Annotated in this window: 21 protein-coding genes; 5 read left to right on the plus strand and 16 right to left on the minus strand. The window is 67.3% G+C overall.

Annotated features, from left to right (window positions below):
* Positions 1-9 precede the first annotated feature (9 nt).
* Both RF641_RS13750 and RF641_RS13755 read left to right on the plus strand, forming a co-directional pair.
* On the plus strand, positions 10-1,281 hold the full coding sequence (locus RF641_RS13750) for a uracil-xanthine permease family protein (protein WP_424573414.1): 1,272 nt from the start codon (positions 10-12) through the stop codon (positions 1,279-1,281).
* A 145-nt stretch (positions 1,282-1,426) separates the two neighbouring features.
* Complete coding sequence (locus RF641_RS13755) at positions 1,427-2,833, plus strand: sugar porter family MFS transporter (protein ID WP_047120609.1); 1,407 nt, start codon at positions 1,427-1,429, stop codon at positions 2,831-2,833.
* A 71-nt stretch (positions 2,834-2,904) separates the two neighbouring features.
* Here RF641_RS13755 and RF641_RS13760 read toward each other — a convergent pair whose 3' ends face one another.
* The 6 genes from RF641_RS13760 to RF641_RS13785 all read right to left on the minus strand — a co-directional run bounded on the left by RF641_RS13760 (position 2,905) and on the right by RF641_RS13785 (position 9,641).
* Complete coding sequence (locus tag RF641_RS13760) at positions 2,905-3,639, minus strand: SDR family NAD(P)-dependent oxidoreductase (protein ID WP_047120608.1); 735 nt, start codon at positions 3,637-3,639, stop codon at positions 2,905-2,907.
* Positions 3,636-5,354, minus strand: coding sequence for an FAD-dependent oxidoreductase (locus RF641_RS13765; RefSeq protein ID WP_113607259.1), 1,719 nt, complete (start codon positions 5,352-5,354; stop codon positions 3,636-3,638). The genes RF641_RS13760 and RF641_RS13765 overlap by 4 nt, the downstream gene beginning before the upstream one ends.
* A gap of 9 nt (positions 5,355-5,363) precedes the next feature.
* A complete protein-coding gene (locus RF641_RS13770; protein WP_047120606.1) occupies positions 5,364-6,728 on the minus strand; it encodes an MFS transporter in 1,365 nt (454 codons plus the stop codon).
* A gap of 9 nt (positions 6,729-6,737) precedes the next feature.
* Positions 6,738-7,055, minus strand: a complete 318-nt coding sequence (locus RF641_RS13775) for a Dabb family protein (RefSeq protein WP_047120605.1) — start codon at positions 7,053-7,055, stop codon at positions 6,738-6,740.
* A complete protein-coding gene (locus RF641_RS13780) occupies positions 7,052-8,722 on the minus strand; it encodes an FAD-dependent oxidoreductase (protein WP_047120604.1) in 1,671 nt (556 codons plus the stop codon). Before RF641_RS13780 ends, RF641_RS13775 begins: the two co-directional genes overlap by 4 nt.
* A gap of 121 nt (positions 8,723-8,843) precedes the next feature.
* Positions 8,844-9,641, minus strand: coding sequence for an IclR family transcriptional regulator (locus RF641_RS13785; RefSeq protein ID WP_047120603.1), 798 nt, complete (start codon positions 9,639-9,641; stop codon positions 8,844-8,846).
* Positions 9,642-9,735: 94 nt separating this feature from the next.
* On the opposite strand from RF641_RS13785, the gene RF641_RS13790 reads away from it, so the two are divergent.
* Positions 9,736-10,512 (plus strand): SDR family oxidoreductase, encoded by a 777-nt coding sequence (locus RF641_RS13790; protein WP_047120602.1) that lies wholly within the window; start codon positions 9,736-9,738, stop codon positions 10,510-10,512.
* A 7-nt stretch (positions 10,513-10,519) separates the two neighbouring features.
* Here the strand turns inward: RF641_RS13790 and RF641_RS13795 are convergent, their stop codons facing one another.
* Positions 10,520-13,708 carry an HAD-IA family hydrolase gene (locus RF641_RS13795; RefSeq protein WP_052772563.1) on the minus strand — a complete coding sequence of 1,063 codons (3,189 nt, stop codon included), beginning with the start codon at positions 13,706-13,708 and terminating at the stop codon, positions 10,520-10,522.
* 114 nt (positions 13,709-13,822) lie between these two features.
* On the opposite strand from RF641_RS13795, the gene RF641_RS13800 reads away from it, so the two are divergent.
* Positions 13,823-14,782 (plus strand): hypothetical protein, encoded by a 960-nt coding sequence (locus RF641_RS13800; protein WP_424573415.1) that lies wholly within the window; start codon positions 13,823-13,825, stop codon positions 14,780-14,782.
* Here the strand turns inward: RF641_RS13800 and RF641_RS13805 are convergent.
* From RF641_RS13805 to uriH, 9 genes are all read right to left on the minus strand, one after another.
* Entirely contained in the window at positions 14,779-15,504 is a 726-nt protein-coding gene (locus RF641_RS13805; protein ID WP_047120600.1) for a glycerophosphodiester phosphodiesterase family protein, read from the minus strand. The two genes, RF641_RS13800 and RF641_RS13805, sit on opposite strands and share 4 nt — an antisense overlap.
* Positions 15,501-16,295, minus strand: a complete 795-nt coding sequence (locus RF641_RS13810; RefSeq protein WP_053797116.1) for a Cof-type HAD-IIB family hydrolase — start codon at positions 16,293-16,295, stop codon at positions 15,501-15,503. Before RF641_RS13810 ends, RF641_RS13805 begins: the two co-directional genes overlap by 4 nt.
* The gene (locus tag RF641_RS13815) at positions 16,296-17,195 is read right to left on the minus strand and encodes a carbohydrate kinase family protein (protein ID WP_113607263.1); all 900 of its coding nucleotides are present in this window, start codon (positions 17,193-17,195) and stop codon (positions 16,296-16,298) included. It lies immediately after the preceding gene.
* Between the two features lie 9 nt (positions 17,196-17,204).
* Complete coding sequence (locus tag RF641_RS13820) at positions 17,205-17,870, minus strand: alpha/beta hydrolase (RefSeq protein WP_113607264.1); 666 nt, start codon at positions 17,868-17,870, stop codon at positions 17,205-17,207.
* Between the two features lie 2 nt (positions 17,871-17,872).
* Positions 17,873-18,661, minus strand: coding sequence for an enoyl-CoA hydratase/isomerase family protein (locus tag RF641_RS13825; protein WP_047120597.1), 789 nt, complete (start codon positions 18,659-18,661; stop codon positions 17,873-17,875).
* Positions 18,662-18,714: 53 nt separating this feature from the next.
* Positions 18,715-19,437, minus strand: a complete 723-nt coding sequence (locus RF641_RS13830; protein ID WP_060616983.1) for a LysR family transcriptional regulator substrate-binding protein — start codon at positions 19,435-19,437, stop codon at positions 18,715-18,717.
* 99 nt (positions 19,438-19,536) lie between these two features.
* Positions 19,537-19,968 (minus strand): universal stress protein, encoded by a 432-nt coding sequence (locus tag RF641_RS13835; protein ID WP_053797112.1) that lies wholly within the window; start codon positions 19,966-19,968, stop codon positions 19,537-19,539.
* Between the two features lie 56 nt (positions 19,969-20,024).
* Positions 20,025-20,723: a dienelactone hydrolase family protein gene (locus tag RF641_RS13840; protein WP_424573416.1), complete on the minus strand. Its 699-nt coding sequence runs from the start codon at positions 20,721-20,723 to the stop codon at positions 20,025-20,027.
* Between the two features lie 135 nt (positions 20,724-20,858).
* The gene (gene uriH, locus RF641_RS13845; protein ID WP_047120595.1) at positions 20,859-21,842 is read right to left on the minus strand and encodes a uridine-preferring nucleoside hydrolase UriH; all 984 of its coding nucleotides are present in this window, start codon (positions 21,840-21,842) and stop codon (positions 20,859-20,861) included.
* Between the two features lie 139 nt (positions 21,843-21,981).
* On the opposite strand from uriH, the gene RF641_RS13850 reads away from it, so the two are divergent.
* Positions 21,982-23,031, plus strand: coding sequence for a LacI family DNA-binding transcriptional regulator (locus tag RF641_RS13850; protein WP_424573417.1), 1,050 nt, complete (start codon positions 21,982-21,984; stop codon positions 23,029-23,031).
* Positions 23,032-23,033 lie beyond the last annotated feature (2 nt).

Consider the following 23,033-nt stretch of genomic DNA (forward strand, 5'->3'; position numbering starts at 1 on the left):
GAGGACTGCATGAGTTGGAGCATTCACGGCAACGGCAAGACCATCACCCCCGGTGAGGTTGTTGCCCCGGATGAGCGGCTGCATTGGCCGCAGACGATCTCCATCGGCACGCAGCACATCCTGGCCATGTTCGGCTCCAGCATCCTGGTTCCCACGATCACCGGGTTCCCGGTCACCACGACCCTGCTCTTCACGGGCGTGGCGACCATCCTCTTCCTGCTGATCACCAGGAACAAGGTGCCCAGCTACCTGGGCTCCTCCTTCGCGCTGATCGCCCCGGTGGTCGCGACCACCAAGGCCCACGACATGTCCGCGGCGCTGGGCGGCATCGTGATGACCGGCGCGCTGCTGTTCCTGGTGGGCCTGGTGGTACAGAAGACCGGCACCGGCTGGATCCACGCGCTGATGCCGCCGGTGGTCATGGGCACCATCGTCGCGCTGATCGGCCTGAACCTGGCCGGCGCCACCTTGGAACCCATGCAGAAGTTCCCGGCCACCACGTTCCTGACAGTGATCGCCACGGTGCTGGCCACCGTTGTGTTCAAGGGCCTGCTGGGGCGCCTGTCCATCCTGGTGGGGCTGGTCGCCGGCTACCTGATCGCGCTGGCCCAGGGACAGGTGAACTTCGCCAAGGTCGGCGAAGCCGCGTGGTTCGGCCTGCCCGAATTCAACACCCCGAGCTTCCACCTGGACACCGCGCTGATGTTCCTGCCGGCGGTATTCGTGCTGATCGCGGAGAACATCGGCCACGTGCGCACCGTGGGCGTGATGACCGGCCACGACCTGACCGCGTTCAACGGCCGCGCGCTGATGGCCGACGGCGCCGCCAGCATGGTGGCGGGCTTCGGCGGCGGCTCGGCCACCACCACCTACGCGGAGAACATCGGCGTGATGGCTGCCTCCCGCGTGTACTCCACCGCCGCCTACTGGGTGGCAGCGATCGCCGCGATGGCGCTGGCGTTCATGCCGAAGGTGGGCGCGCTGATCGGCACCATCCCCGAGGGCGTGATCGGCGGGCTGGGCATCGTGCTCTACGGCATGATCGGCATCGTGGGCGCGCGCCTGTGGATCGAGTCGAAGGTTGACTTCGGCAACCCGATCAACCTGATGACCGCCGGCACCGGCCTGATCATCGCGATCGCGGTGACCAGCGAAATCGCCTTCGGCCAGTTCAAGCTGGGCGGCATCGCCCTGGGCACCATTGCCACCCTGGTGGTCTTCCACCTGATGAGCGCCGCGGCGAAGCTGCGCGGCAACGACCTGTCCCAGACCGGAGCCTAGGTCCGCTCTTCTCCACCGCTGCGGCGGCCGGAATCCCCCATCGGGTTCCGGCCGCCGTTCCCGCTTAAGCCGCTGAGCTGAGCTTATAGTAAGGGTACTTTCCAAAAAGTGACGGGGGCCCGTAATTCCGCTACGATGAGCAACTATGACTGCGACCACATCTGATGGAAAGATCTCTGCACGCCTGATCTTCGTCGCCCTCGGGGCGGCGCTGGGCGGTTTCGTGTTCGGCTACGACTCGTCGATCGTCAACGGCACGGTCGACGCCGTGGAACATGAATTCTCGCTGAACGCGGTAGCCGTCGGCTTCACCGTGTCCTGCGCGCTGCTCGGCGCGGCACTGGGCGCCTGGGTGGCCGGCGTAGTCTCCGAACGCGTAGGCCGCGTGCGCACCATGCTCATCGCCTCGATCCTGCTGCTCGTCTCCGCGATCGGCTGCGGGCTCTGCTTCAGCGCCGTGGACCTGGTCATCTGGCGCATCGTCGGCGGCATCGGCGTGGGCTTCGCCTCGGTGATCGCCCCGGCCTACATCGCCGAGATCTCCCCGGCGGCGCACCGCGGCCGGCTGGGCTCCATGCAGCAGATGGCCATCGTGCTGGGCATCTTCGTGGCCTTCCTGGTCAGCGCGCTGCTGGTGTTCGTGATGGGCTCGGCGGACGCGGTGGGGCTGTTCGGCCTGGCCGCCTGGCGCTGGATGTACCTGTCGCTGGCCGTTCCCGCTGTGCTCTACGGCCTGATGGCGCTGCGCCTGCCCGAATCCCCGCGCTATCTGGTGGAGCGCGGGCGCTATGTCGAGGCCGCCTCGGTGCTCACCGGCGATATGGGCCTGGAACCCGGCAAGCCGACCGAGGACAAAATCGAGGAAATCCGCGCCACCGTGCATGTGGAGCGACGCCAGCAGTTCAAGGACCTGCTGGGCCGCTTCGGCTTCCACCCGCTGGTCTGGGTGGGCATCCTGCTCTCGGTCTTCCAGCAGTTCGTTGGCATCAACGTCATCTTCTACTACTCGACCACGCTATGGAAGTCGGTGGGCTTCGCCGAATCCGATTCCTTCACCATTTCTCTGATCACCTCGGTGATCAACGTGCTGGCAACGATCGTGGCGGTGCTGCTGATCGACGTGCTGGGCCGCAAGCTGCTACTGATGATCGGCTCCGGCATCATGACGCTCTCCTTGGGCGCGATGAGCCTGGCCTTCGCGCAGGCGGTCACCGTGGACGGCGCGGTCTCGCTGCCCGGCTCCTGGGGCATGGTCGCGCTGGTCGCGGCGAACCTGTTCGTGATCGGCTTCGGCGCCACCTGGGGCCCGGCGGTATGGGTGCTGCTGGGCGAGATCTTCCCGAACTCCATCCGCGCCATGGCCTTGGGCGTGGCGGCCTCCGCGCAGTGGATCGCCAACTTCGTCGTATCCACGACCTTCCCGGCGCTGGCCGAGGCGGGCCTGGCCCTGGCCTACGGCATCTACGCGTTCTTCGCGCTGCTGTCCCTGGTGTTCGTAGCCTTCCTGATCCGCGAGACCAAGGGGCGCACACTGGAGGACATGACGCTGTAGCGGCCGGCATCACGGCGCAGGCAAGGAGGCGGGAACCCAGCACAGTTCCCGCCTCCTTGGGTCGTTAAAACCTACTGCGCCGTGTAGCCGCCATCCACGGCCCAGACCGCGCCGGTGACCAAGCTCGCCTCAGGCGAAGCGAGAAACCCGATGACGTTCGCGACTTCCTGAGGGGTGCCGAGCCTGCCCAGCGGCTGCCGGCTGGTCATCCGGGAACGCACTTCCGGCGGCAGCCTCCGCAGAAGTTCGGTGTCCACGTAGCCCGGGGCTACGGCATTGACCCGGACCCCTTGCGCGGCGTAGGTCAATGCCGTGGATCGCACCAAATTCACCACCCCGGCCTTCGCCGCCGAGTAAGCGGCGGAATTCGCCTGGCCGACCAGCCCGAGGATCGATGAGATGGCCACGATGGAGCCGGATCCCTGCGGAACCATATGGCGCAGCGCATGCTTCATGCTCAGCGCGGTACCACCGAGGTTGATGTCCAGCACCCGGTTCCAGGAGGAACTGTCCAGCTCATGCAGCGGCCCCTTGGTTTCGGCGATGCCGGCGTTGGCGACCAGTACATGCAACGGGCCGATGTCCCGTGCCGAGGCGAAGAGCCCGGCCACTGAATCTTCGTCGGAGACATCGCAGCAGACCGCCAGCGCGTGGTGTCCTTCGGCCCGGATCCCGGCAGCGACATCCTCAGCCCGGGCATCGACATCCCCGATGACCACCCGATACCCGCGCGAGGCGAGCAGCCGCGCGGTGGCGGCCCCGATGCCGGTTGCCGCCCCGGTGACCACTGCGGCATCGGGGCTCACCGCTGGCGCACCTCGCGGGTTTCACCGACCAGCTCGAGGATGTCACGCCCCAGCCGGTAGCCGAACACCAGCGCGGGGCCGATGTGCGAGCCGTAGCCCGGGTAGCCTCCCCCGAACACCGACACCGCGGCGGCGCCCACCGAGTACAGGCCGTCAATGCGGCTTCCGTCCTCGCGGATAACCCGCGACCGGTCGTCCACGTCAATGCCGGCAAAGGTGCCGATGTCCCCCATCTGCACCTTCGCGGCATAGAACGGGCCCTTGGCCAGCGGGGCGAGGTTCGGGTTGGGCTTGTGCTCCATGTCCCCGCGGAAGTGGTTGTAGGCGGTGGAGCCGCGGCCGAATTCGGTATCCTTCCCGGCGAGCGCATCGCGGTTGAAGCGCTCGATGGTCTGCTCCAGGCCCTGGGGGTCCACACCGATCTTCGCCGCGAGGTCCGCGATGCTGCGTCCCTTGTGCAGGTAGCCGATCCGATGGAAGAAGCCGCGCGGCACCGGCCACGGCTTGGCGTAGCCGATGCCGTACTTGTCCATAAGCCGCTTGTCGCCGATGATCCAGGCGTAGACGTCCTGCTCGTTGGCGTGGTGGTCCAGCATCTGCCGGCCGAAGTCGTGGTAGCTCAGTGCCTCGTTGCCGAAGCGCTTGCCGTCGCGGTCAACGGTGATCATGCCCGGCAGGCCGATCTGCCGCAGGTGCGGGAAAAGCCGCTGCGCGCCGCCGCGCAGGTACTTGAAGACCGTGACCGGAGCCCAGGAGGCCACCGAGGAGACGTTGTCGTTGATCCGGCCGCCGGCGGCCATGGCCATGCGGGCCGAGGAGCCGTCATGCCCCTGGGTAGGGGTGAAGTGCTGGCCGCCGAGGGTGTCATGGGCGAAGTACTTCTGGCGCAGCTCGTCGTCGGCCGAGAACCCTCCGCCGGCCAGGACCACACCCAGTTTGGCGTTGACCAGACCGGCGTGCTTGCCGCCGAGCACCGCGCCGGTCACGGAACCGTCCGCAGCGGTGCGCAGCTGCTGCACCGGGGTGCCGGTCCAGACCCGCACCCCGGCATCCAGCGCGGAGCGGACCATGCGCACCATCAGCGCCGAGCCGTTGGTGCGCTTGATCGGCTGGCCGTGCAATGCGATGTCCTTCCAGGTCTTCAGCAGCTTGGCGGCCACGTAGGTGAAGGACTTAGGGGACTGGTTGGCGTGCAGGAACTGGGTCAGGTCCGGCCCGACCTGCGGCATGTAGCCGAAGACCGTGTAGGAGCTGAGGTAGGGCTGGATTTCCTTGCGCCGGTCGCCCAGCATGCGCACATCGGCGTCGGAGGGCAGGATCGCCCGGCCCCCCAGCTTCGCCCCGGGCAGGTCCATCTGGTAGTCCGGCGCCTTCTCCGGGTAGGAGAAGACCACGTCGGTGTCGTTCTCGAAGAAGTCGATGGCCTCCGGCACGGTATCCAGAAATCCTGCGACACCCTTGGCGTTGTAGCTGTCCGGGGCCAGCGCCCTGAGGTATTCCTCCGCTTCGGCGCGGGTGTCGCCGGTGGCGGCGGCTCCCTTGCGGTTGCCCGGAACCCAGGACCAGCCGGCAGAGAGGGCGGTGGTGCCGCCGAAGTGCGGGGACTTCTCCGCGACGATCACGTTCAGCCCGTCGTGGGCGGCGCGGATGGCGGCGGCCAGGCCGGCCACTCCGGATCCGACAATCAGCAAGTCGCAGTTGTAGGTGGTAGTCATGTGCTGGTCCTATCGTTTGGAGGCGACGGCCCGCAGGTAGGGCTCGCCGAGCTCGGCAATGTTCGTGTGGGCGGTTTCGCGGGCGGAAAAGGCTGCAATGGCGGCCAGCAGGGCACAGACGCTGCCGAAGACCGCGACCGGAACCCAGCCGAATTCGCCTTCGGTGAGCAGCAGTCCGCCGATCATGGGGCCGAAGCCCGCCACCAGCAGGCCCAGCTGGTTGCCCATGGCCATGCCGGTGTAGCGCACCGGGGTGGCGAACAGCTCGGCGAAGAACGACGGCCAGATCCCGTTGAATCCGGAGTAGAACACCGTCATGAACAAGAAGCTCGCGGCGAAGACCAGCCAGATGTTCCCGGTGCCCAGCGCCAGGAAGTACAGGTAGAGGCTCACGGTGCTGCCAATCATTGCGGTCAGCATCAGCGGGCGGCGCCCGATCCGGTCCGAGAGCCGGCCGCACAGCGGCATCGCCACCATGGACAGTCCGATGGCCACCGCGTTGACGGCCAGGATGGAAGTGCGCTCGATCCCGCCGTGCTGCACCGCGTAGGACAGGCCGAAAACGGTGAAGATGGTTTGCATGACCGAGAAGATCGACATCAGCAGCACACGCAGCACGTCGGAACGCTGATAGCGCAGCACCTCGCGTGAGGGGAGCTTGCGCGGCTGGTCCTCGGCGACCTGCTCCTCGAAGGCAGGGGTTTCATCCAGCCGGGTCCGGACCCAGAAGGCCAGCGCCAGCACGAGCACCGAAAGCAGGAACGGGATGCGCCAGCCCCAGCTCATCAGCTGCTCCTGGGGCAGCGCAGTAACCGGGATGAACACCAGCGTAGAGAGCACCATGCCGGAGGCGTACCCGGTCATCACGAACGAGGTGAAGAAACCGCGGCGGCCCTCCGGAGAATGCTCAAGGGTCAAGGAGGAAGCGCCGGCCGATTCGGCACCGGCGGAGAAGCCCTGGGCCAGGCGGGCGATCACCAGCAGCACGGTGGCCCACACCCCGATCTGCTCATAGGTCGGCAGCAGGCCGATGCCCAGCGAAGCCAGGCCCATCAGCATCAGCGTGAAGAGCAGGACGTTCTTGCGTCCCAGCTTGTCGCCGAAGTGCCCCATGACCAGTCCGCCCAGCGGACGGGCGACATAGGCGACGCCGAAGGTGGCGAAGGCCGCGATGGTGGCGATGGCCGGATTGCCCGCCGGAAAAAACAGCTGCGGGAAAACCAGGGCGGCGGCGGTGCCGTAGATGAAGAAGTCGTAGTACTCCAGGGTCGATCCCAGGAAAGAGGCCAGCGCGGCCTTGACCGGGGTGCGCCGTGGCACGGATCCGCCGTGCTCGGTGGGCGACTGCGGCGCCACGTCGGGTGAGGTGCTCATGGTGCGTCCTTAGCTGTGCGAGGGGAGAAGCGAGGAATCCAGCTCGAAATCGACGTAAGCCAGGTCCAGCACATTCGGCAGGGACAGCGGCTTGATCGCTTCGTGCAGCGGGTGGGTGTTGTAGACGGCGATGTCGCCGGCACTGCGGAAGTCCGCGACGATCACGTGGTCCCAGGAGCGGTCGGTCTTCATGACATCCGGCCCGTGGACCAGATCCAGCATGCCGGGGATGTTGCCCTTCATGGCTTCCAGGCCGGCGATCCAGCGTTCGCGGATCTGCGGGGTGAATCCCTCGGAGAAGCGGAACATCACGATGTGGCGGATCATCGGGCCACCGCGCTCAAGTTCTGCGCCGAGTACTCGGACGGCTGGCCGGCGATGGCCCGTCCAGCCAGGTAGGCGAGGGTCATCAGCGGCCCGAGGGTCGCTCCGGCGCCAGGGTATCCGGCGGAGTAGGCGCTTTCGGCGGTATTGCCGGCGGCGTACAGTCCTTCAATCGGGATCCCGTCAACATCCAGCACCTGGCCGCGGCCGTCGGTGCCGATGCCGCCGCAGGTGCCGAAGGCGCCGTTGAGTACCTCCATCGCGTAGTACGGTCCGTACTGCAACGGGCCGAGCGAGGGGTTGGGCCACTGGTTCCCGGCATCGCCCCAGTAGCGGTCGTAGGCCGAGGAACCGCGGCCGAAGTCCGGGTCCTCGCCGCGCACCGCGTGCTGGTTGAAACGCTCGACGGTGGCCGCCAGGTTCCCGGCGGGGACGCCGATCTTGACTGCCAGCTCTTCCAGGGTGTCGGCCTGGACCAGGTAGTCAGGGGTCGGCTTGCCAGCGCGGTGGTCCAAGATGCCGTAGCGCTGCAGGTACGACTCGTCGAAGACGACGTGGGCAGGGGTGTTCAGCGTCTGGTTGTTCGGCGAGTCCCAGGACTGCAGCACGCGGGCCAGGTCGTTGTAGTTCTGCGCCTCGTTGGCGAAGCGCTGTCCGTGGCGGTTGACCATGATGGATCCCGGGCCCTGGCGCTCGAAGCGCAGCAGGGATCCCACCGGCTCGCCGTCGCGCAGCGTTCCGGTGACCGACATCGGGGCCCACCAGGCTTCGCGGGTGCCGCGGGTCATGGCGCCGATGCGCTGGGCCATCTTCAGCCCGTCGCCGGTGTTCGTGGGCGGGGAGCACATGGTGTACAGGCGGGAGGCCAGCAGCGAGTCGGCCAACGGCTTGTCCCATTCGAAGCCGCCGGTTCCCAGCATCACGCCGTGGGCGGCCTCGATGCGGGTGCCGTCCTGCAGGCGCACGCCGGATACGCGGCCTTCGCTGGTTTCAAGTCCGGCCACGGAGGCCTCGACGGCCAGGGTGACCCCGTTGTCCAGGCAGGCCTTGAGCAACATGGAAACCAGCGCGTGGCCCTTGGCGGCGACGCCGGCATCCTGCCGGGCGGTCAGTTCCTCCCAAGGGAACTTGGTGAAGGCGCCCCAGTCCTCGTATTCCTGCATGGTGTAGGGGTGGCGGCCGTCGGTGCGCACATGCGCGGCCAGCTTGCCGAGCGCTTCGCGGAAGTTGAACAGCTCCGGTTCGACGGTGCGTCCGCCGGACACCGCGCCGGGCAGGTCCTGGCGGTAGTCGGGGAAGTTGTCCAGGAAGATGAATTTCACGCCGAGTTCTGTTTCGGCGAATCGCAACATCGCATCTCCGTAGTCCAGCGCCGCATCCAGCAATTCGGCGCGCCCGCGGCCGCGGGCTACGGCCTGCACGTACTCGCGTCCGGCCTGCTTGGAATCCTCGATCCCCGCTTCGCGGGCATGGTGGTTGTCGACCACCCAGAGCATGCCCCCGGAAACCGCCGAGGTGCCGCCGAGCAGCTCGCTCTTTTCCAGGACGATGACCGAGCGGCCGGCCTTCGCGGCGGTGGCTGCGGTGGTCAGCGCGCCGGCTCCGGAGCCTACGACGACGACGTCGTAGCCGGGCAGCGGCTGCCGGGATTGCGGGTTCAGGATGCGCATGGAAATGATCCCCTTCGATCAGGTGCATTGCTGGGATGCAGAAGATCATGACATGGGTCACACCACGGGCTGGGCGGGGTGTTTCATTCAACGGAGCACCGCGCTCCGTTGAATGAAACACCTAGAACGCAGCAGGCGTACTGCGGCGCTGGATCTCGCGCCCGGAGGGCTCATAGCCCAGCCGGCGGGTGATGGCGCTGGAGGCGATTTTCAGGTGCGGAACAATCAGGTTCAGCGACTCCTCGCCGCGCGGCACGATGGCCGACAAGGTGGCCACCGCATGGTTCTTCTCCGTGAAGATCGGCACCGAGATGCCGCTGGATTCAGGGACGATGATGCCGCGCATGCTCACGTAGCCACGGCCGCGGATCTCGGCCAGGATGGCACGCAGCTTCTCCGGCTCGGTGACGGTGTCTTCGGTCAGCTTTTCCAGCCGCCGGGACAGGAACATCTCCTGGACCACCTCCTGCGCATAGGCCATGAACACCAGTCCGGCCGAGCAGCCGTGCACCGGCAACCGCCCCGCGATCTTGGTGATGTTCACGGTGGCGTCGTCCGCCGCCAGGCGCTCGATGTAGAGCACGTCGTTGCCCTCCAGGACGCCCAACGAGACGTGGCTGAACCCGTGGTTGATCAGGTCTTCCATGGGCGGCAGGGCAGCTTCGCGCAAAGAGGACGCCCGGGATCCGCGGGAGGCCAGCTCCCACAGCCGGTGCCCGTGGCGCAGCCGGCCCGCGGTATCGCGCACCAGCAGCCCTTCCAGCTCCAGCTCGCTGACCAGCCGGTAGACCGTGGATACCGGCAGGTCGACCGAGCGGGCGAGCTCCCGGAGGCCCAGGGCGGGGGAATCCTCGCCGAAGGCGGACAGGATCCGCACCACGCGGTGGATTACCGATTCTCCAGATGGCGAGTTCGCCATGACGCACCTGCCTCTCTGCCTGCGATCCTCAAGAATATACCGTTGAACGGAACATCGGGTTCTGCTGGCCGCACCGGCTCATAGCCTGAGTCGCATGAATGCACAGATTTCCGCCGGCCGCGCAGCCGGCAAAGTAGTCCTCATTTCGGGAGCCGCCCAAGGCATGGGTGCATCGCACGCCCGGGTGCTGGCAAGCCATGGCGCGAGCGTCGTGATCGGCGACCTGCAGGAGCAGGCCGGGCGCGAGCTTGCCGCGTCGATCAACAAGGAGACCGGGCGCCAGGCGGCGGTCTTCGCGCCGTTGAACGTCACCAGCTTGGAGGACTGGGAACTGGCGGTGCGCACCGCGGTGGAAACTTTCGGACGCCTCGACGTGCTGGTGAACAACGCGGGCATCTACACCCCCGGCTCGGTGGAAAGCGCCAGCCTCGACGACTGGCACCGCACCCTTGACATCGACCTGAACGGCACCTTCTACGGCATGCGCTCGGCGGTACCCGAACTGCGCAAGCAGGACACCTCGTCCATCATCAACATCTCGTCGATCGCCGGCCTGACCGGATTCAAGAACCGGGCGGCGTACTCGGCCTCCAAATGGGCGGTACAGGGGCTGACCAAGACCTCGGCGCTGGACTTCGGCCCGGACGGCATCCGCGTGAACTCGATCCACCCGGGCAGCGTGCAGACGCCGCTGACCGCCGGGCTCCAACGCGGTTTCGGCCAGGTGCCGGCCGGGCGTGCGGCGCAGGTCGAGGAGATCAGCTCCCTGGTGCTGTACCTGGCCAGCGACGAGTCCCGGTTCGTCTCCGGTTCCTCGATCGCCATCGATGGCGGCGAGACCGCGGGCAACAACCTGCGCCAGGATTCCTGAGTCCCGGCTACCAGGGTTTGATCGGCACCTCGGCTCCGGCCTCGGCCTGCAGCGAGAGTACGTGGTCCAAGGTTGGACGCCCCTCGCGCAACGGTCCCTGGTCGTCTAGCGGCACCGTGACGGTTTCGTCCACCGGCAGATCCAGCTGCTCGCCGCGCACCCAGACCGGACGCGAATGCGGCCCGCGCAGCGTGAAGTCGATGGACCGCTGGCGCAGCGTGATGTAGATGCGAGTGCCGTGCCAAGCCAGGCTGAAGCTCATGGAATTCCACTCCTGCGGCAGCCGGGGATCGAAGCAGAGCCTGTCGTCGTCGTCCCGCAGTCCGGCGAAGCCGTACACCAGTGCGGCCCAAACCCCGCCGGTGGAGGCGACATGGACCCCGTCGGCCGTATTGCCGTGCAGGTTCTCCAAGTCCACGTTCAGCGCATGCTCGAAGTATTCCCACGCCAAATCGCGGTATCCCACCTCGGCGGCGAGGATCGACTGCACCGTGGCAGAGAGGGTCGAGTCGCCCGTGGTGAGCGGGTCGTAGTAGTTGAAATCGGCGAGCTTCTGCTCCGCGGTGAAATCGCTGGAGCGCAGCCACAGGGCGAGCACTGTATCGGCCTGCTTGATGACCTGGAAGCGGTAGATCACCAAGGGATGGTAGTGCAGCAGTAGCGGACGCTTGTCGGCGCCGGTGTTCTCCAGATCCCATACCTCGCGGTTCAAGAAATGCTCGTCCTGCGGGTGGATCCCCACCCTTTCCGAATACGGAATATGTATGCATGAAGCTGCATGTTCCCAAGTGGAGAGCTCCTCTGGGTGCAGATTCAGACGCTTGGACAAATCTTTGAAAGCCTTGGGATGGCGCTGCGCGAACTCTCCGAGCAACTGGGCGCTGCGACGCAGGTTGAAGCGCGCCATGACATTGGTATAGAGGTTGTCGTTGACCACGGCGGTATATTCATCCGGGCCGGTCACCCCATGGATGTGGAAGCGTTCGTTCTCCCCGCTGCCACGCCAGAAGCCCAACGAAGACCACATGCGTGCGGTGCCCACCAGGATCTCCGCGCCACCGCCGATCAGGAATTCGTCGTCCTCCATCGCCGTCAGGTACCGGTTCATCGAATACACCACGTCCGCATTGATGTGGTATTGCGCGGTGCCGGCCGGGTAGTAGGCGCTGGCTTCCTCGCCGTTGATGGTGCGCCACGGGAAAAGCAACCCGTCCTCGTTCATGATCCGCGCACGGCGTTTGGCCGCCGGGATCATCGCCACACGCGCGCGCAGCGTGTTCCGGGCCCATTGCTGGTTGGTGTACGTCAGGAACGGCAGGACGTAGATCTCGGTGTCCCAGAAGTAGTGCCCCGAGTAGCCGTTGCCGCTGACCCCCTTGGCGCTGATTCCCATGCCGTCCGCGCGGGCCGAAGCCTGGGCCAGCTGGAACAGGTTCCAGCGGATTTTGCGCTGCAGGGACTTGTCCTTGCTGTCCACCACGACATCGCTGCGCTCCCAGTAGGCTGCCATGAAATCGCGCTGGGCCCGGAAGTGCGCATCAATGCCGCGCGGCACCAGGTGGTTCAGCGCGCGGTTGGCGCGCTGCAGCATCTCTTCGGCGGGGTGGCGCCGAGAGCAGTGGAAGACCGCGAACTTCGCCACGCGCACCCCCTGGCCGGCATCCAGCCGGGCGGTGGCCACCTCTTCGGCGCGTTCCTCGTTCACCGTGCGGGTGAGGTCCACCAGTGGTGCCCCGCCCCCGGTGGTGGTGACCTGGTGCTCGACCATGGCGGCTACCGACATGCCGGATCCGGCCACGTCATAGGAAATGCCCATGCGGGCCCCGTCGCGGCGGTGCCCTGCCGAGCTCAGCGGATTCACGCTGGCCTCGTCCGCGCGGCGCGGGTCGAAGGCCGGCCCCGAGGCGTCCAGCTCGCCTGGCGAGGCCACCGCACGCTGGGAGCGGTAGCCGATCAAGGAAGACTGCACGATCACGTTGGCCGGGGCGTCCAGCAGGCGCACATGCAGGTCCTGCAGGGCCAGGTGCCGGTCGGAGAAGGAGATCATGGTGCGCGCGGTGACCGCGACGCGGTGCCCCTCGGCGGTGCGCCAGAGGCTGGTGGCCACCAGCGTGCCGTCCCGGAAGTCCAGCCGCAGGTCGTCGCGCAGCATTTCGGTGCGCCCGATTTCCAGCGCCTCGTCGTTGATGAACACGCGCAGGGTGCGGAAGTCCGGGGCGCTGATCATGGTCTGTCCGGTCTCGGCCAGACCGAAGGCGCCCTCCGCGTGGCGGATCTGCCAGGTCTCGTGCAGCCCGTTGATGAAGGTCCCGCCGACCTGCTCGCCCAGCCCGATCTGCGCGGAGCGGCAGCCCAGGAAGCCGTTGCCCAGCGAGAAGACGGTGTCCTGGGCCCCGTTCTCGTCGCGCCCGGCGTCGCGGGTGATGGACCACGGGTCGTATTCCCAGGCGTCGGCCGCCTGCTCGGAGACCAGCTCGGACAAGTCGCCGACCACGAAGTGCGCGCCGGAGGCCATCAGGTCGGCCTCGTTGTCCTCGCGGGCCACGCCGACCACCATGAAGCCGCCGCGCCGGGCCGCACTGACCCCGCTGGAGGCGTCCTCGATGACCACGCATTCCTCCGGGCGCCAGCCCAAGTCGCGGGCGGTGGCCAGGAAGGTGTCGGGCTCGGGTTTCCCGGCCAGCTGGCGGGAGGCGGCCTCGGTGCCTCCCATGACCGTGGGGATCAGTTCGCCCAGGCCGGATCCTGCCAGCACTGCCTTGGCGTTGCGCGAGGAGGAAACCACCGCGACGTCCAGGCCCGCGGCCAGCACCTGCCGCAGGTAGGCCAGCGACCCGGCATAGGGTTCGATGCCGTCGCGCTCCAGCACGGCGGTGAACACGCTGTTCTTCATGTTGCCCAGGGCGCAGACACTGCCGTAGCCCGGCGCGTCGTCCGGGGTTCCCCAGGGCAGCTCGATGCCGCGCGAACCGAGCAGCGCCGCGACCCCGTCGTAGCGGGGGCGCCCGTCCAGCAGGCGGAAGTAGTCGGACTCGGTATAGGGGTCCAGCTCGGGGTGCTCGGCCGCGAGGTAGCCGGAGAAGAGCTCGTGCCAGGCCGAGCGGTGCAGCAGCGCGGTCGGCGTCAGGACGCCGTCCAGGTCGAACAGGACGGCCTTGTAGTCACGGTGCCGGTAGCTGGGGCGAAAATCGTTCACGATCGAAATCCTTCGACAGAGGGGGCGAATTGCTGGCCGTGATTCCTACGGTAGCAACTCATTGCGCACTTGACCCGGCATACTACGATTAAGAACGTGGCTCAGTGGATAGATGTGTGGAATAGCGAAGACTGGCGTGAAGCTGCCGCCGAATGGATCGACCAGGCGTGCAGCGCCTACAACATTTCGCGGGTTGGCGGCCCGGACTTCTGGCCTGCCAGCCTGCACCAGATCTCGGCGCTGGTGCAGACCGACGCGGCCGACCTGATCTTCAGCGCCAACGCGCCGGGGCTGGCCGCCGAGGCGGCGGCGACCGTGAAGGCCGGTGAACTGCTGCCGGACCGCGTGGTCATGCCGCTGGCGATCGACCGCATGGCCGGGTACATGCTCAGCCCCGACTTCGGGCACACCCTGATCGAGCTGGGCAATTCGGTGGAGAACTGGGAGCTGGCGTTGGCCTCGCTCGGCTCCTTCCAGGTGGCGCTCATGGGCCACGAGGAGGATTTCTTCAACGCCGGGGTGACCGTGGTGGATCCGCAGTTCCTGCCCGAGCAGTTCGAGCAGGCGCTGATGCTGCACGTCTCGCTGGACCCCGCCCACCCGCTGTACCTGGATCCCGCCCGCGCCGATGCGCTGGTCGCCCACGTCGACGCGCTCTCCCGCGCGGCCCAGGCCCTGCATGCCGGTCCGGTGCCGTTGAGCCTGGAGCACGGCGGCTTCGATTTGGCGCAGGTCGTGGTCCCGGCCGAGCCGGGCGAGCACGGACGCATCCTGAACCTGGGCGCGGCCCATTGGGCGCACCCGTTCTCCTCGCTGGCAGCCCCGCTGGCGGCAATGAGCGAGGCGTGGAACTGCAGCCTGGAGGACGAGCGGGTCATGCGCGCGCTGGCGGCCTACCTGAACGAGTTCTCCGCCTACGGCAGCGCGGACGACCTCTACGACCTGGTGGCCCCGGCCTGCCTGGTAGCTCCGCTGTCGCAGCATGAAACCTGGCTGCGCCTGCTGCTGGACGCCGGGGACGAGCAGCTCAAGGAGAATGCCGCGCTGGTGCTGGATACGCTCGCGCTGGCCTAGGCCTGCGCGCCGAGCACCTTCACCAGCAGCGCCGCGTCGTCGCTCATGATGGCGTCGACGCCGCGGGCGGCCAGCAGCCGCATGGTCGGCTCGTCGTTGACGACCCACACGTGCACCTGCGCCCCGGCGCGCTGCACCGCGCGCACGAAGCGGGATGTGGCCACCGGGATGGCGCCCTGTTTCAGCGGGACCTGCACGGCCCAGAAATCCCTGACCAGCCGGCGCGGAACACGCCCGAACAGGTGCGCGCACAGCCAGATCAGCACCATCTGGCGCCGCCCCGGCGAGCGCCTCACCGGCTTGGAGAGCAACGCGGCGACCGCGGCGCTGCGCCGGGTGTCGAAGGACGCCAGCGCAATGGAGCCGTGCGCCCGGCGCCGCTCGATGAGCTGTGCCAGTGGGCCGATGACGTGATCGTCCTTGACGTCCAGGTTCAGCAGGGCGTGCGGGAAGGCGTCCAGCAGCGTCTCGAGGGTGCACAGCGGCTGGCCCCCGGCGCGCACCTGAGCCAGCTGCGCATCCGAGTGGTCGTTGAAGCGCCCGGCGGCGTCGGTGACCCGGTCCAGGGTCTGATCGTGGAACAGGTAGACGGTGCCGTCCGCGGAGGCATGCACGTCGGATTCCAGGTGGTCGATTCCCAGCTCCACCGCCCGCTGGAAGGCAATCAGGGTGTTCTCCTCCAGCCCGGTGCGCACCCCGCGGTGGGTGAAGGCGCGGGTCATGGCAGCAGGCCCTCGATGACCTGGGCGACGCCGTCCTCTTCCAGCGGCGGGGCCACGTGGCGGGCCGAGGCCAGGGTGAGCGGGTGCCCGGAGGCCATGGCGTAGCCGTGGCCGGCGAACTGCAGCATCTCGATGTCGTTGGGCATGTCCCCGAAGGCCATCACCTCGTGGGCGCCGATGCCCAGCCGGCGGCAGTATTCGTCCAGCGTGGTGGCCTTGTGGATGTCCACGTGCGCCATCTCCAGCAGCGAGACGTCGAAGGCGGAGTGGGTCACCGAGAGCAGGCTGCCCAGCTGCGGGGCGACCGCGGCGTAGAAGTCGTCCATCGCCATGCGCGGGGAGCGGGCCAGGAACTTCACGATGCCCTCGGCCTCGATCTCGTCGCTGGACAGGTCCAGCGGAGCCTGCACGCCGAAGTTGTGGTGGCGGTCGGCGAAGCCCTCGCCCAGGTGCAGCCCCTTGGTGGTTTCCGCCGCGAACGCCGCGTGGGGCTCGTGGTCGAGGATGATGCGCGCGGCCTGCCTGGCGGTTTCCACCGGCAGCGTGCGCGACCAGATGACCTGGTCGTGCTCCAGGTCGTAGAGCAGCGCCCCGTTGGAGCAGATGACGGTTCCCATCTCCCCGAAGGACTCGATCACCGGGGTCAGCCAGCGGAACGGGCGCCCGGTGACGAACACGATCTGGATGCCAGCGTCCCTGGCGGCGAGGAACGCCTGCCGGGTGCGGCCGCTGATCGTTCCGTCGTGGTTGACGATGGTTCCGTCCAGGTCCGAGGCAATCAGCTTGATCATCTACAGCTCCTCGCGGCGCGGCGGGTTGGCGCCTGCGCGCTGCACCGTCACCGAAGCGGCGCGCGAGGCGAAGTCCAGCGCCTGGGCCAGCTGGCCGACCTGCAGGTCCGCCAGCTTGGCGCGGTTTGCCGCGCCGAGCGTGCCGTGCTCGGCCAGCCAGCACAGCAGCGCCGCGGTGAACGTGTCGCCGGCGCCCACGGTGTCCGCGACCTCCACGGCCGAGGATTCATGGGCGGTGTCGCCGGCGCGCACCACGCCCCAGGAGCCGCGCGAGCCGGAGGTCGCCACGATCAGCGCCGGTCCCAGCGCCAGCCAGGCGCGGGCCGAATCCTGCACCGAGCGCATCGGGTAGAGCCATTTCAGGTCGATGCCGGAGACGCGGACCACGTCGGCCTGGCCGACGAACTGCTCCACCTGGGCGACGGTCTGCGCGTGGCTGGAGACCAGCGAGGGGCGCAGGTTCGGGTCGTAGCTGATGGTCGCATGGGCGCGGGCCGCGGCGAGCAGCGGCAGCAGCTCCTCGGGGCTGAACAGCGTGGCGATGGAGCCGGTGTGCACCAGCTCGGTGTCCTGCGGCAGCTCGGGGCCGATTTTCGGCATCTGCCAGTAGGCGTTGAAGGTGAAGCTGGCCCCGCCGGCCGGGTCCAGGATGCCGTGGGCCAGCACTGTCGGTTCGCTGTCCTTGCCGCCGATGTAGCGCACGTCGTTGCCGGCCAGGTAGGACTCGATCTTGCGGCCGTTCTCGTCGTCCCCCCAGCGGGAGATCAGGGTGCCCGGGTAGCCCAGCCGGGCCAGCGAAACCGCCACGTTCAGCGGAGATCCGCCCACGAATTCCTGGGCCGGGGCGATGCCTGAGGCCAGGACATCGACGAGCGCTTCGCCGATGACGGTCGGGTTCATGTTGCTCCTTTAATAGTGCGCGGGGGACAACGCCCGCACGCAGGCGTCCCACTGGCTGCTGCTCGGGTCGATCCAGGTGTAGTGGTCGCCCTCGAAGATTGTGAAGGCGTGTTCCTGCCCCAGGGCCGCGGCCCGCTGGGCGGCGCGCCGCGCGATCTTCACCGGCACGTCCGCGTCATCCCGTCCATGAAAGATTATGACACGGGCGCGCACCGGCCATAATTCCACCGGGTCGTAGGCGGCGCGCGGCAGCGGGCCGAGCAGCTCGTCCACTGCCCCGTCGCTGAGCGCCAGGGCTTGGGCCAGGCCCAGGTCCAGCAGCCCGGCCTGGCTGATCACCTGAGTGATGCGTTCGTCATGGGCGGCGAGCACGCAGCCCAGCTGGCTGCCGGCCGAATGCCCGATGACCGTGATGGGGCCTTCCTCCTTGATCAGCCCCACGGCCAGCTTGGCGTCGGCCAGCATCTGCGCGGCGCTGCCCGGGCCGCGGCGGTATTCCAGGTTGTAGGCCGGGATGCCGCGCGCGGCCAGGTCCGCGGCCAGCGGCGCACCCAGGCTGGCGGTGTATTTTTCGCGCCAGTACCCGCCGTGGATGATCATCACGGCCCCGCGGGCGGTGACTGCCTCCGGTTCGTAGTACTGGAGCCACTGGTCGGGGTGGGCGCCGTAGTGCATGCCTATTTGCCCGGGAAGTTCGCCGCGCGCTTTTCCACGAAGGCGGCCCGGCCTTCCACCGAGTCCTCGGTGTGGAAGGCGCTCATGAAGGCGTCGGCTTCCTTGGCCAGGGCGTCGTGGGTGTCCAGCCCGTCCATCTGCACCATGGCGCGCTTGGCGATGGTGACGGCGGTCGGCGACACGGCGGCGATCTCCGCGATGGTCGCGATGGCCGCGGGGAGCAGCTCGTCCGGCGCGGTGACGCGGTTGGCCAGGCCGATGCGCAGCGCCTCGTCGGCCTTGATGCGCCGTCCGGTGAAGATCAGTTCGCGGGCCATGGCGCGTCCCACGCGCTGCGGCAGGCGCACCGAGCCGCCGAAGCCCGGGACCAGGCCCAGGTTGACCTCCGGCTGGCCGAAGCTGGCGCGCTCGGAAGCGTAGATGAAGTCGCAGGCCAGCGCGAGTTCGCAGCCGCCGCCCAGGGCGAAGCCGTTGACCGCGGCGATGACCGGGACCTGCAGGGATTCGAAGCGTTCGGTGACCACGTGCATCTGGCGGGCATAGGCCAGGAAGGTCGCTTCGTCCATGGAGTTCATCTGCACGATGTTCGCCCCGGCGACGAAGGATTTCTCCCCCGCGCCGGTGATGACCAGGCCGCGGTACTCGTAGCCGGTGGTTTCAAACCAGTCGAGGAACGCCTCGAGGTCGTTGACCACCTCGCGGGCCAGCGCGTTCAGGCTCTTGGGCTGGTCGATGGTGAGGATCAGGGCATGGTCCTGGACGGACAGGGTGAGGGTATCGAATTGCTTCATACCCAAACTCTCTCATGAGTTGCGGATCACGTCCTAGGAGATTGCGCGGGTGTCTAGCGGCGTTTGCGCGGCTTGGAGCCTGAGGCCCGCGCTTTGCTCTTGGCCTGCTGTTTTGCCTTCTTGGCCGCTTCCTGCGCCTTGGCCTTGGCCTTGGCCTTCGCCTGGTCGTTGACCTTCTTCGCCTGCTGCTGGTCCTGGCGCACCGAGGCCTGGCGCGAGGAGTTGGCGCTGCGCCCGCGCACGATGCCGATGAATTCATCCACCAGGGCGGTGTCTTCCATGGCGGCGGGCCAGGCGATGCCGATCTGGGTCGGGTTGCCGTCCTCAATGAGGCGGTAGATGACGTCCTTGCGGTGGAAGAGCCGGGCGATGCTCTGCGGCACGCGGGCCACCTGAGCTCCGGAGGCGACGACCTCCATCGCAACGGGAATGCCGCCGACTTCCTCGGGGTAGTCGGCCAGGTCCAGCTGCGCGAAGCTCCGAACGACCGAGGCCGGGATGGATTCCTCGTAGTACTCCACGTCGTGGTCCTTGGCCGCGCAGACCACTTCCAGTTCCTCGTACAGCGGGATGACGTGGCGGGTTGCGTCCTTGGGCGAGTCACCGCGGTAGCGCACGAACACCGCGTCGGCCGTGCCGTCGGCCAGCAGCTGGAGGATGTCGCCCTCGTCGTGGCGCGCGGCCACCAGCTGGACATCCGGGTAGCGTTCGGCGAAACGGTCCATCCATTTGCCCGGGGTGACGCCTGCGACGTAGGAAACTCGAAGTTTTTGCACGGTTAAAGCCTACTTGTCTTTGATCTTCGTCGTTTGGGTTAACCGCCGCTGGCGGGCGCCGGGGAAATCCGGCGCCCGCCAGCGGGTGAAGTCTGCTGCTTACTTGTCGGTCTTGACGACCAGCACGTCGCATGGAGCCGAGTGGGCTACCGAAGAGGCGACGGAGCCGAGCACGCGGCCCAGGCCCTTCATGCCCACGTTGCCGACGACGATCAGCGATGCGTTGCGGCCCTCGGCCTCGGAGATCAGGACGTCGCCCGGCTTGCCGTGGCCTGCTGCCGCGGTGATGTTCACGCCCGGAACTGCGCTCTTGACGTCGTTGGCGACGCGCTGGGCCAGCTTGCGGGCCTGCTCGGCGTCGTCCAGGATCCAGGTGTCGGAACCGATGGAGACGACTTCGGTGTTGTCCGATGCGTGCGCGGTGACGACAACCAGTTCGGCGTCCAGCTTGACTGCGAGGCTGGCGGCGCGGCGTGCGGCGCGCTGGGCGGTTTCGGAACCGTCGACGCCGACAATGATGGTCTCAGACATATTTTCTCCTCTATGTAATGATGCTGCTTGCTGTGATGGATACCACTTTATGGGTTTTAAGCGACTTTTTCCTGCAGGAATTCCACGGCGCGCTTCCAGGCGGTGTCGGCCAGCGCAGGATCGTAGTTCCCGGCCGGATTCTCGTCGTTGTGGAAGGCGTGCTTTCCGTCGTAGTAGAAGTAGGTGACTTCGGTACCGGATTCGCGGCGGATCTGCTGTTCCTGCTCGCGCGCCTGGTCGACCGGGTAGAAGTCGTCGAAGTTCGCGTAGTGGCCTTGGACCGCGGCGCTCACGCCGCTGAAGTCGTTGGGCACGCCCTGACCGACGCCGTAGAATGGCACGGCCGCCGCGATCTTCTCGCCCTGCTGCGCCGCCAGCTGCAGGACGAACCCGCCGCCCATGCAGAAGCCGATGGCCCCGAGCTTCTCGCTGGTGACATTGTCGCTCGCCAGCAGGTAGTCAACTGCACCGGCCAGCAGTTCGGCGCCCTTTTCCTCGGGAAGCTCGGACATCATGCGCTTTGCCTCTTCGCCGTCATGGGTGATGCTGCCGCCGAAGAGGTCCGGGGCCAGCGCCACGAAGCCCTGGGCGGCCAGGCGGTCTGCGACGTCGCGGATGTGGTCGGTCAATCCCCACCACTCCTGGATCACGATGACCCCGGGCCCCTTGCCTGATTCAGGCAGCGCGAGGTATCCGTGCGCTTCGGTCCCGGAGGATTCAAATGCCACGTTCTGGTGCGGGGTTTGTACTGCCATCTCACAACCTTCGTTTCAATGAATACCGCGTTGATTTCAGTCTATAAAACGGATGGCAGAAATTGCATTGACCCTAGTCACATATCAGTGAATCAGCGGTGTGGTGACGGCTACTTCTACGTGGCGGCGCGGAGCTCAGCGGGACGCGGGCTGCGGGAGCTCGACATCACCGATGCGCTCGAGCGCGTCGATGACCAGATTCCAGAATCCTGCGTGGTCCAGGTCTACCGCCACCGAGGTATGGCAATCCTCTGCCGCAGGGGCCCGGAAATCCGCAACGGTCATGCCCAGAGTGAGTTCGCCGCGCAGCTCCACGCTGACCGGGGCCTTGACCGTGCGCACGACGTCGGGGTCGATCACATAGGCCACGGCGCACGGGTCATGCACCGGGGGCGCGTCGAATCCCTGGTTGTCGCGATAGGCCTGGGCGAAGAAATCCATCAGTTCGCGCACGAAGCGGGCCGGGCCGGTGCCGATCTGCTCGATGCGTTCGACGACCTCGGCGGTGGCCAGCGCCTGGTGGGTCAGGTCCAGTCCAACCATGACCACCGGCCACGGTTCGTTGAAGACGATGTGCGCGGCTTCCGGGTCGATCTTGATGTTGAATTCCGCCACGGCGCTCCAGTTGCCGACGTGGTAGCCGCCGCCCATGAGCACCACTTCGCGCACCCGCTGGACGATCCGTGGTTCCTTGCGCACGGCCAGGGCGATGTTGGTCAGGGCTCCGGTGGGCACCAGGGTGACCTCGCCCGGTTCGTGGGCCATGATCGTGTCGATGATCAGGTCCACGGCATGGCGCGGATCGAGCTCGATGTTCGGCACGGGCTGGGCGGGGCCGTCCATGCCCGAATCCCCGTGCACGTCGCCTGCGGTTTCGATGTCGCGCACCAGCGGGCGGGCGCAACCCGAGGCGAACGGGACGCCTGTGATCCCGGCGATGGTCCCGACGGCGAGCGCATTAGCGGTCACCTTGTCCAGGGTCTGGTTGCCCGCCACGGTGGTGACCGCCAGCAGATCGATCTTCGGGCTGCCGTGGGCCAGGAGCATCGCGACAGCATCATCATGGCCTGGATCGCAGTCGAGGATGATCTTGCGAGCGGCAGGTGCCTCATGAGTCATGGTGTGCTGTCCTTCGGGCGCCGGGCGGCGGCCGCCGGCATGGATTACGGTTCTTCCTTGATTCTCCCGGCAACCACCACGATCGTCAAACGCTTAACTATTGCCTTTCAAACGCGGGAATGCGCACTAGTATGGATCCATGAACATTGGGGAAAAATCTGCGGGCAAGCAGCCTCCGCACCGCGTGACCGCCGCGATGGTCGCCGAGCACGCCGGGGTCTCAACCGCCACCGTGTCGTTGGTGGCCAACGGCAAGTCCGCCGGCCGCGTCTCGAAGCACAACGAGGAACGCGTCCGGGAGGCGATCCGCGAACTCGGCTACTTCGTGGACGGCATCGGCAGCTCGCTGGCCAAGGGAGTCAGCTCGCTGGTCATCCTGGTGGCGCCTGATATTTCGAACCCGTTTTTCGCCAAGGTGATCGCCGGCGTTCGCTCGGTCCTGGGCAACGACTACCAGCTGCTGCTCTCAGTGACCGATGCGGGCATCTCCCCCAGCGCCACCGAGACCCGCCGCCTGCTGGGGCTGCGCCCGGCCGGGCTGCTGGTCCATGCGCCGACCAAGGTGTTCCTGGAAGACCTGGCCGGTCCGCTTCCGCTGGTGGCCTTGGATGCGCCGGGCATCGACCCTTCGATTCCCGCGGTGAACATGGATGTGGCCCAGGGCGCCGAGGCAGTTGTGGCCCATTTCGCCAGCTTGGGGCACACCAAGGCCGCCTATCTGGACGGCAGCACCGGCACCGACACCCTGATGGTTCGCCGCGAAGCCTTCCTCGACGCCGCCGCGCACTACGGCATCGAGGTCCTGCCAGGCAATGTGGCAAGCTCAATGATCGACGTCGGCGCGGCATCCGATGAATTCAGCCGCAACTGGCCGATGTGGGAGTCCTGCGGGGTGACCGCCTTGGCCTGCGCCACGGACACCCAGGCCTTCGGCGTGCTGCACGCGGCGCGCCACCTGGGCATCCGAATCCCCCACCGCCTGGCCGTCACCGGATTCGACGACTTGCCGTACTCGGCCACCTCGAGCCCTTCGATCACCAGCGTCCAGCTCCACGCCACCGAGGTCGGCCGGCAGGCCGCGCTCAAGCTGCGCGAACTGATCGACGGGCAGGCGCCGCAGTCGCTGCAGTCGATGCTTCCAAGCTCCCTTGTGGTCCGCGGCTCCACTACCGCCGACGGCGGGCTGTAGGA

The organism is Arthrobacter sp. 'calajunan', from assembly GCF_046940185.1.
Classification (GTDB): Bacteria; Actinomycetota; Actinomycetes; order Actinomycetales; family Micrococcaceae; genus Glutamicibacter; species Glutamicibacter soli.

What these genes read in the sequence shown, in the direction of transcription:
- RF641_RS13750 (WP_424573414.1), top strand. Translation starts at nt 10, where the DNA reads ATGAGTTGGAGCATTCACGGCAACGGCAAGACCATCACCCCCGGTGAG.
- RF641_RS13755 (WP_047120609.1), top strand. Translation starts at nt 1,427, where the DNA reads ATGACTGCGACCACATCTGATGGAAAGATCTCTGCACGCCTGATCTTC.
- RF641_RS13765 (WP_113607259.1), bottom strand. Translation starts at nt 5,354, where the DNA reads ATGACTACCACCTACAACTGCGACTTGCTGATTGTCGGATCCGGAGTG.
- RF641_RS13770 (WP_047120606.1), bottom strand. Translation starts at nt 6,728, where the DNA reads ATGAGCACCTCACCCGACGTGGCGCCGCAGTCGCCCACCGAGCACGGC.
- RF641_RS13775 (WP_047120605.1), bottom strand. Translation starts at nt 7,055, where the DNA reads ATGATCCGCCACATCGTGATGTTCCGCTTCTCCGAGGGATTCACCCCG.
- RF641_RS13780 (WP_047120604.1), bottom strand. Translation starts at nt 8,722, where the DNA reads ATGCGCATCCTGAACCCGCAATCCCGGCAGCCGCTGCCCGGCTACGAC.
- RF641_RS13785 (WP_047120603.1), bottom strand. Translation starts at nt 9,641, where the DNA reads ATGGCGAACTCGCCATCTGGAGAATCGGTAATCCACCGCGTGGTGCGG.
- RF641_RS13790 (WP_047120602.1), top strand. Translation starts at nt 9,736, where the DNA reads ATGAATGCACAGATTTCCGCCGGCCGCGCAGCCGGCAAAGTAGTCCTC.
- RF641_RS13805 (WP_047120600.1), bottom strand. Translation starts at nt 15,504, where the DNA reads ATGACCCGCGCCTTCACCCACCGCGGGGTGCGCACCGGGCTGGAGGAG.
- RF641_RS13810 (WP_053797116.1), bottom strand. Translation starts at nt 16,295, where the DNA reads ATGATCAAGCTGATTGCCTCGGACCTGGACGGAACCATCGTCAACCAC.
- RF641_RS13815 (WP_113607263.1), bottom strand. Translation starts at nt 17,195, where the DNA reads ATGAACCCGACCGTCATCGGCGAAGCGCTCGTCGATGTCCTGGCCTCA.
- RF641_RS13820 (WP_113607264.1), bottom strand. Translation starts at nt 17,870, where the DNA reads ATGCACTACGGCGCCCACCCCGACCAGTGGCTCCAGTACTACGAACCG.
- RF641_RS13825 (WP_047120597.1), bottom strand. Translation starts at nt 18,661, where the DNA reads ATGAAGCAATTCGATACCCTCACCCTGTCCGTCCAGGACCATGCCCTG.
- RF641_RS13835 (WP_053797112.1), bottom strand. Translation starts at nt 19,968, where the DNA reads ATGTCTGAGACCATCATTGTCGGCGTCGACGGTTCCGAAACCGCCCAG.
- RF641_RS13840 (WP_424573416.1), bottom strand. Translation starts at nt 20,723, where the DNA reads ATGGCAGTACAAACCCCGCACCAGAACGTGGCATTTGAATCCTCCGGG.
- uriH (WP_047120595.1), bottom strand. Translation starts at nt 21,842, where the DNA reads ATGACTCATGAGGCACCTGCCGCTCGCAAGATCATCCTCGACTGCGAT.
- RF641_RS13850 (WP_424573417.1), top strand. Translation starts at nt 21,982, where the DNA reads ATGAACATTGGGGAAAAATCTGCGGGCAAGCAGCCTCCGCACCGCGTG.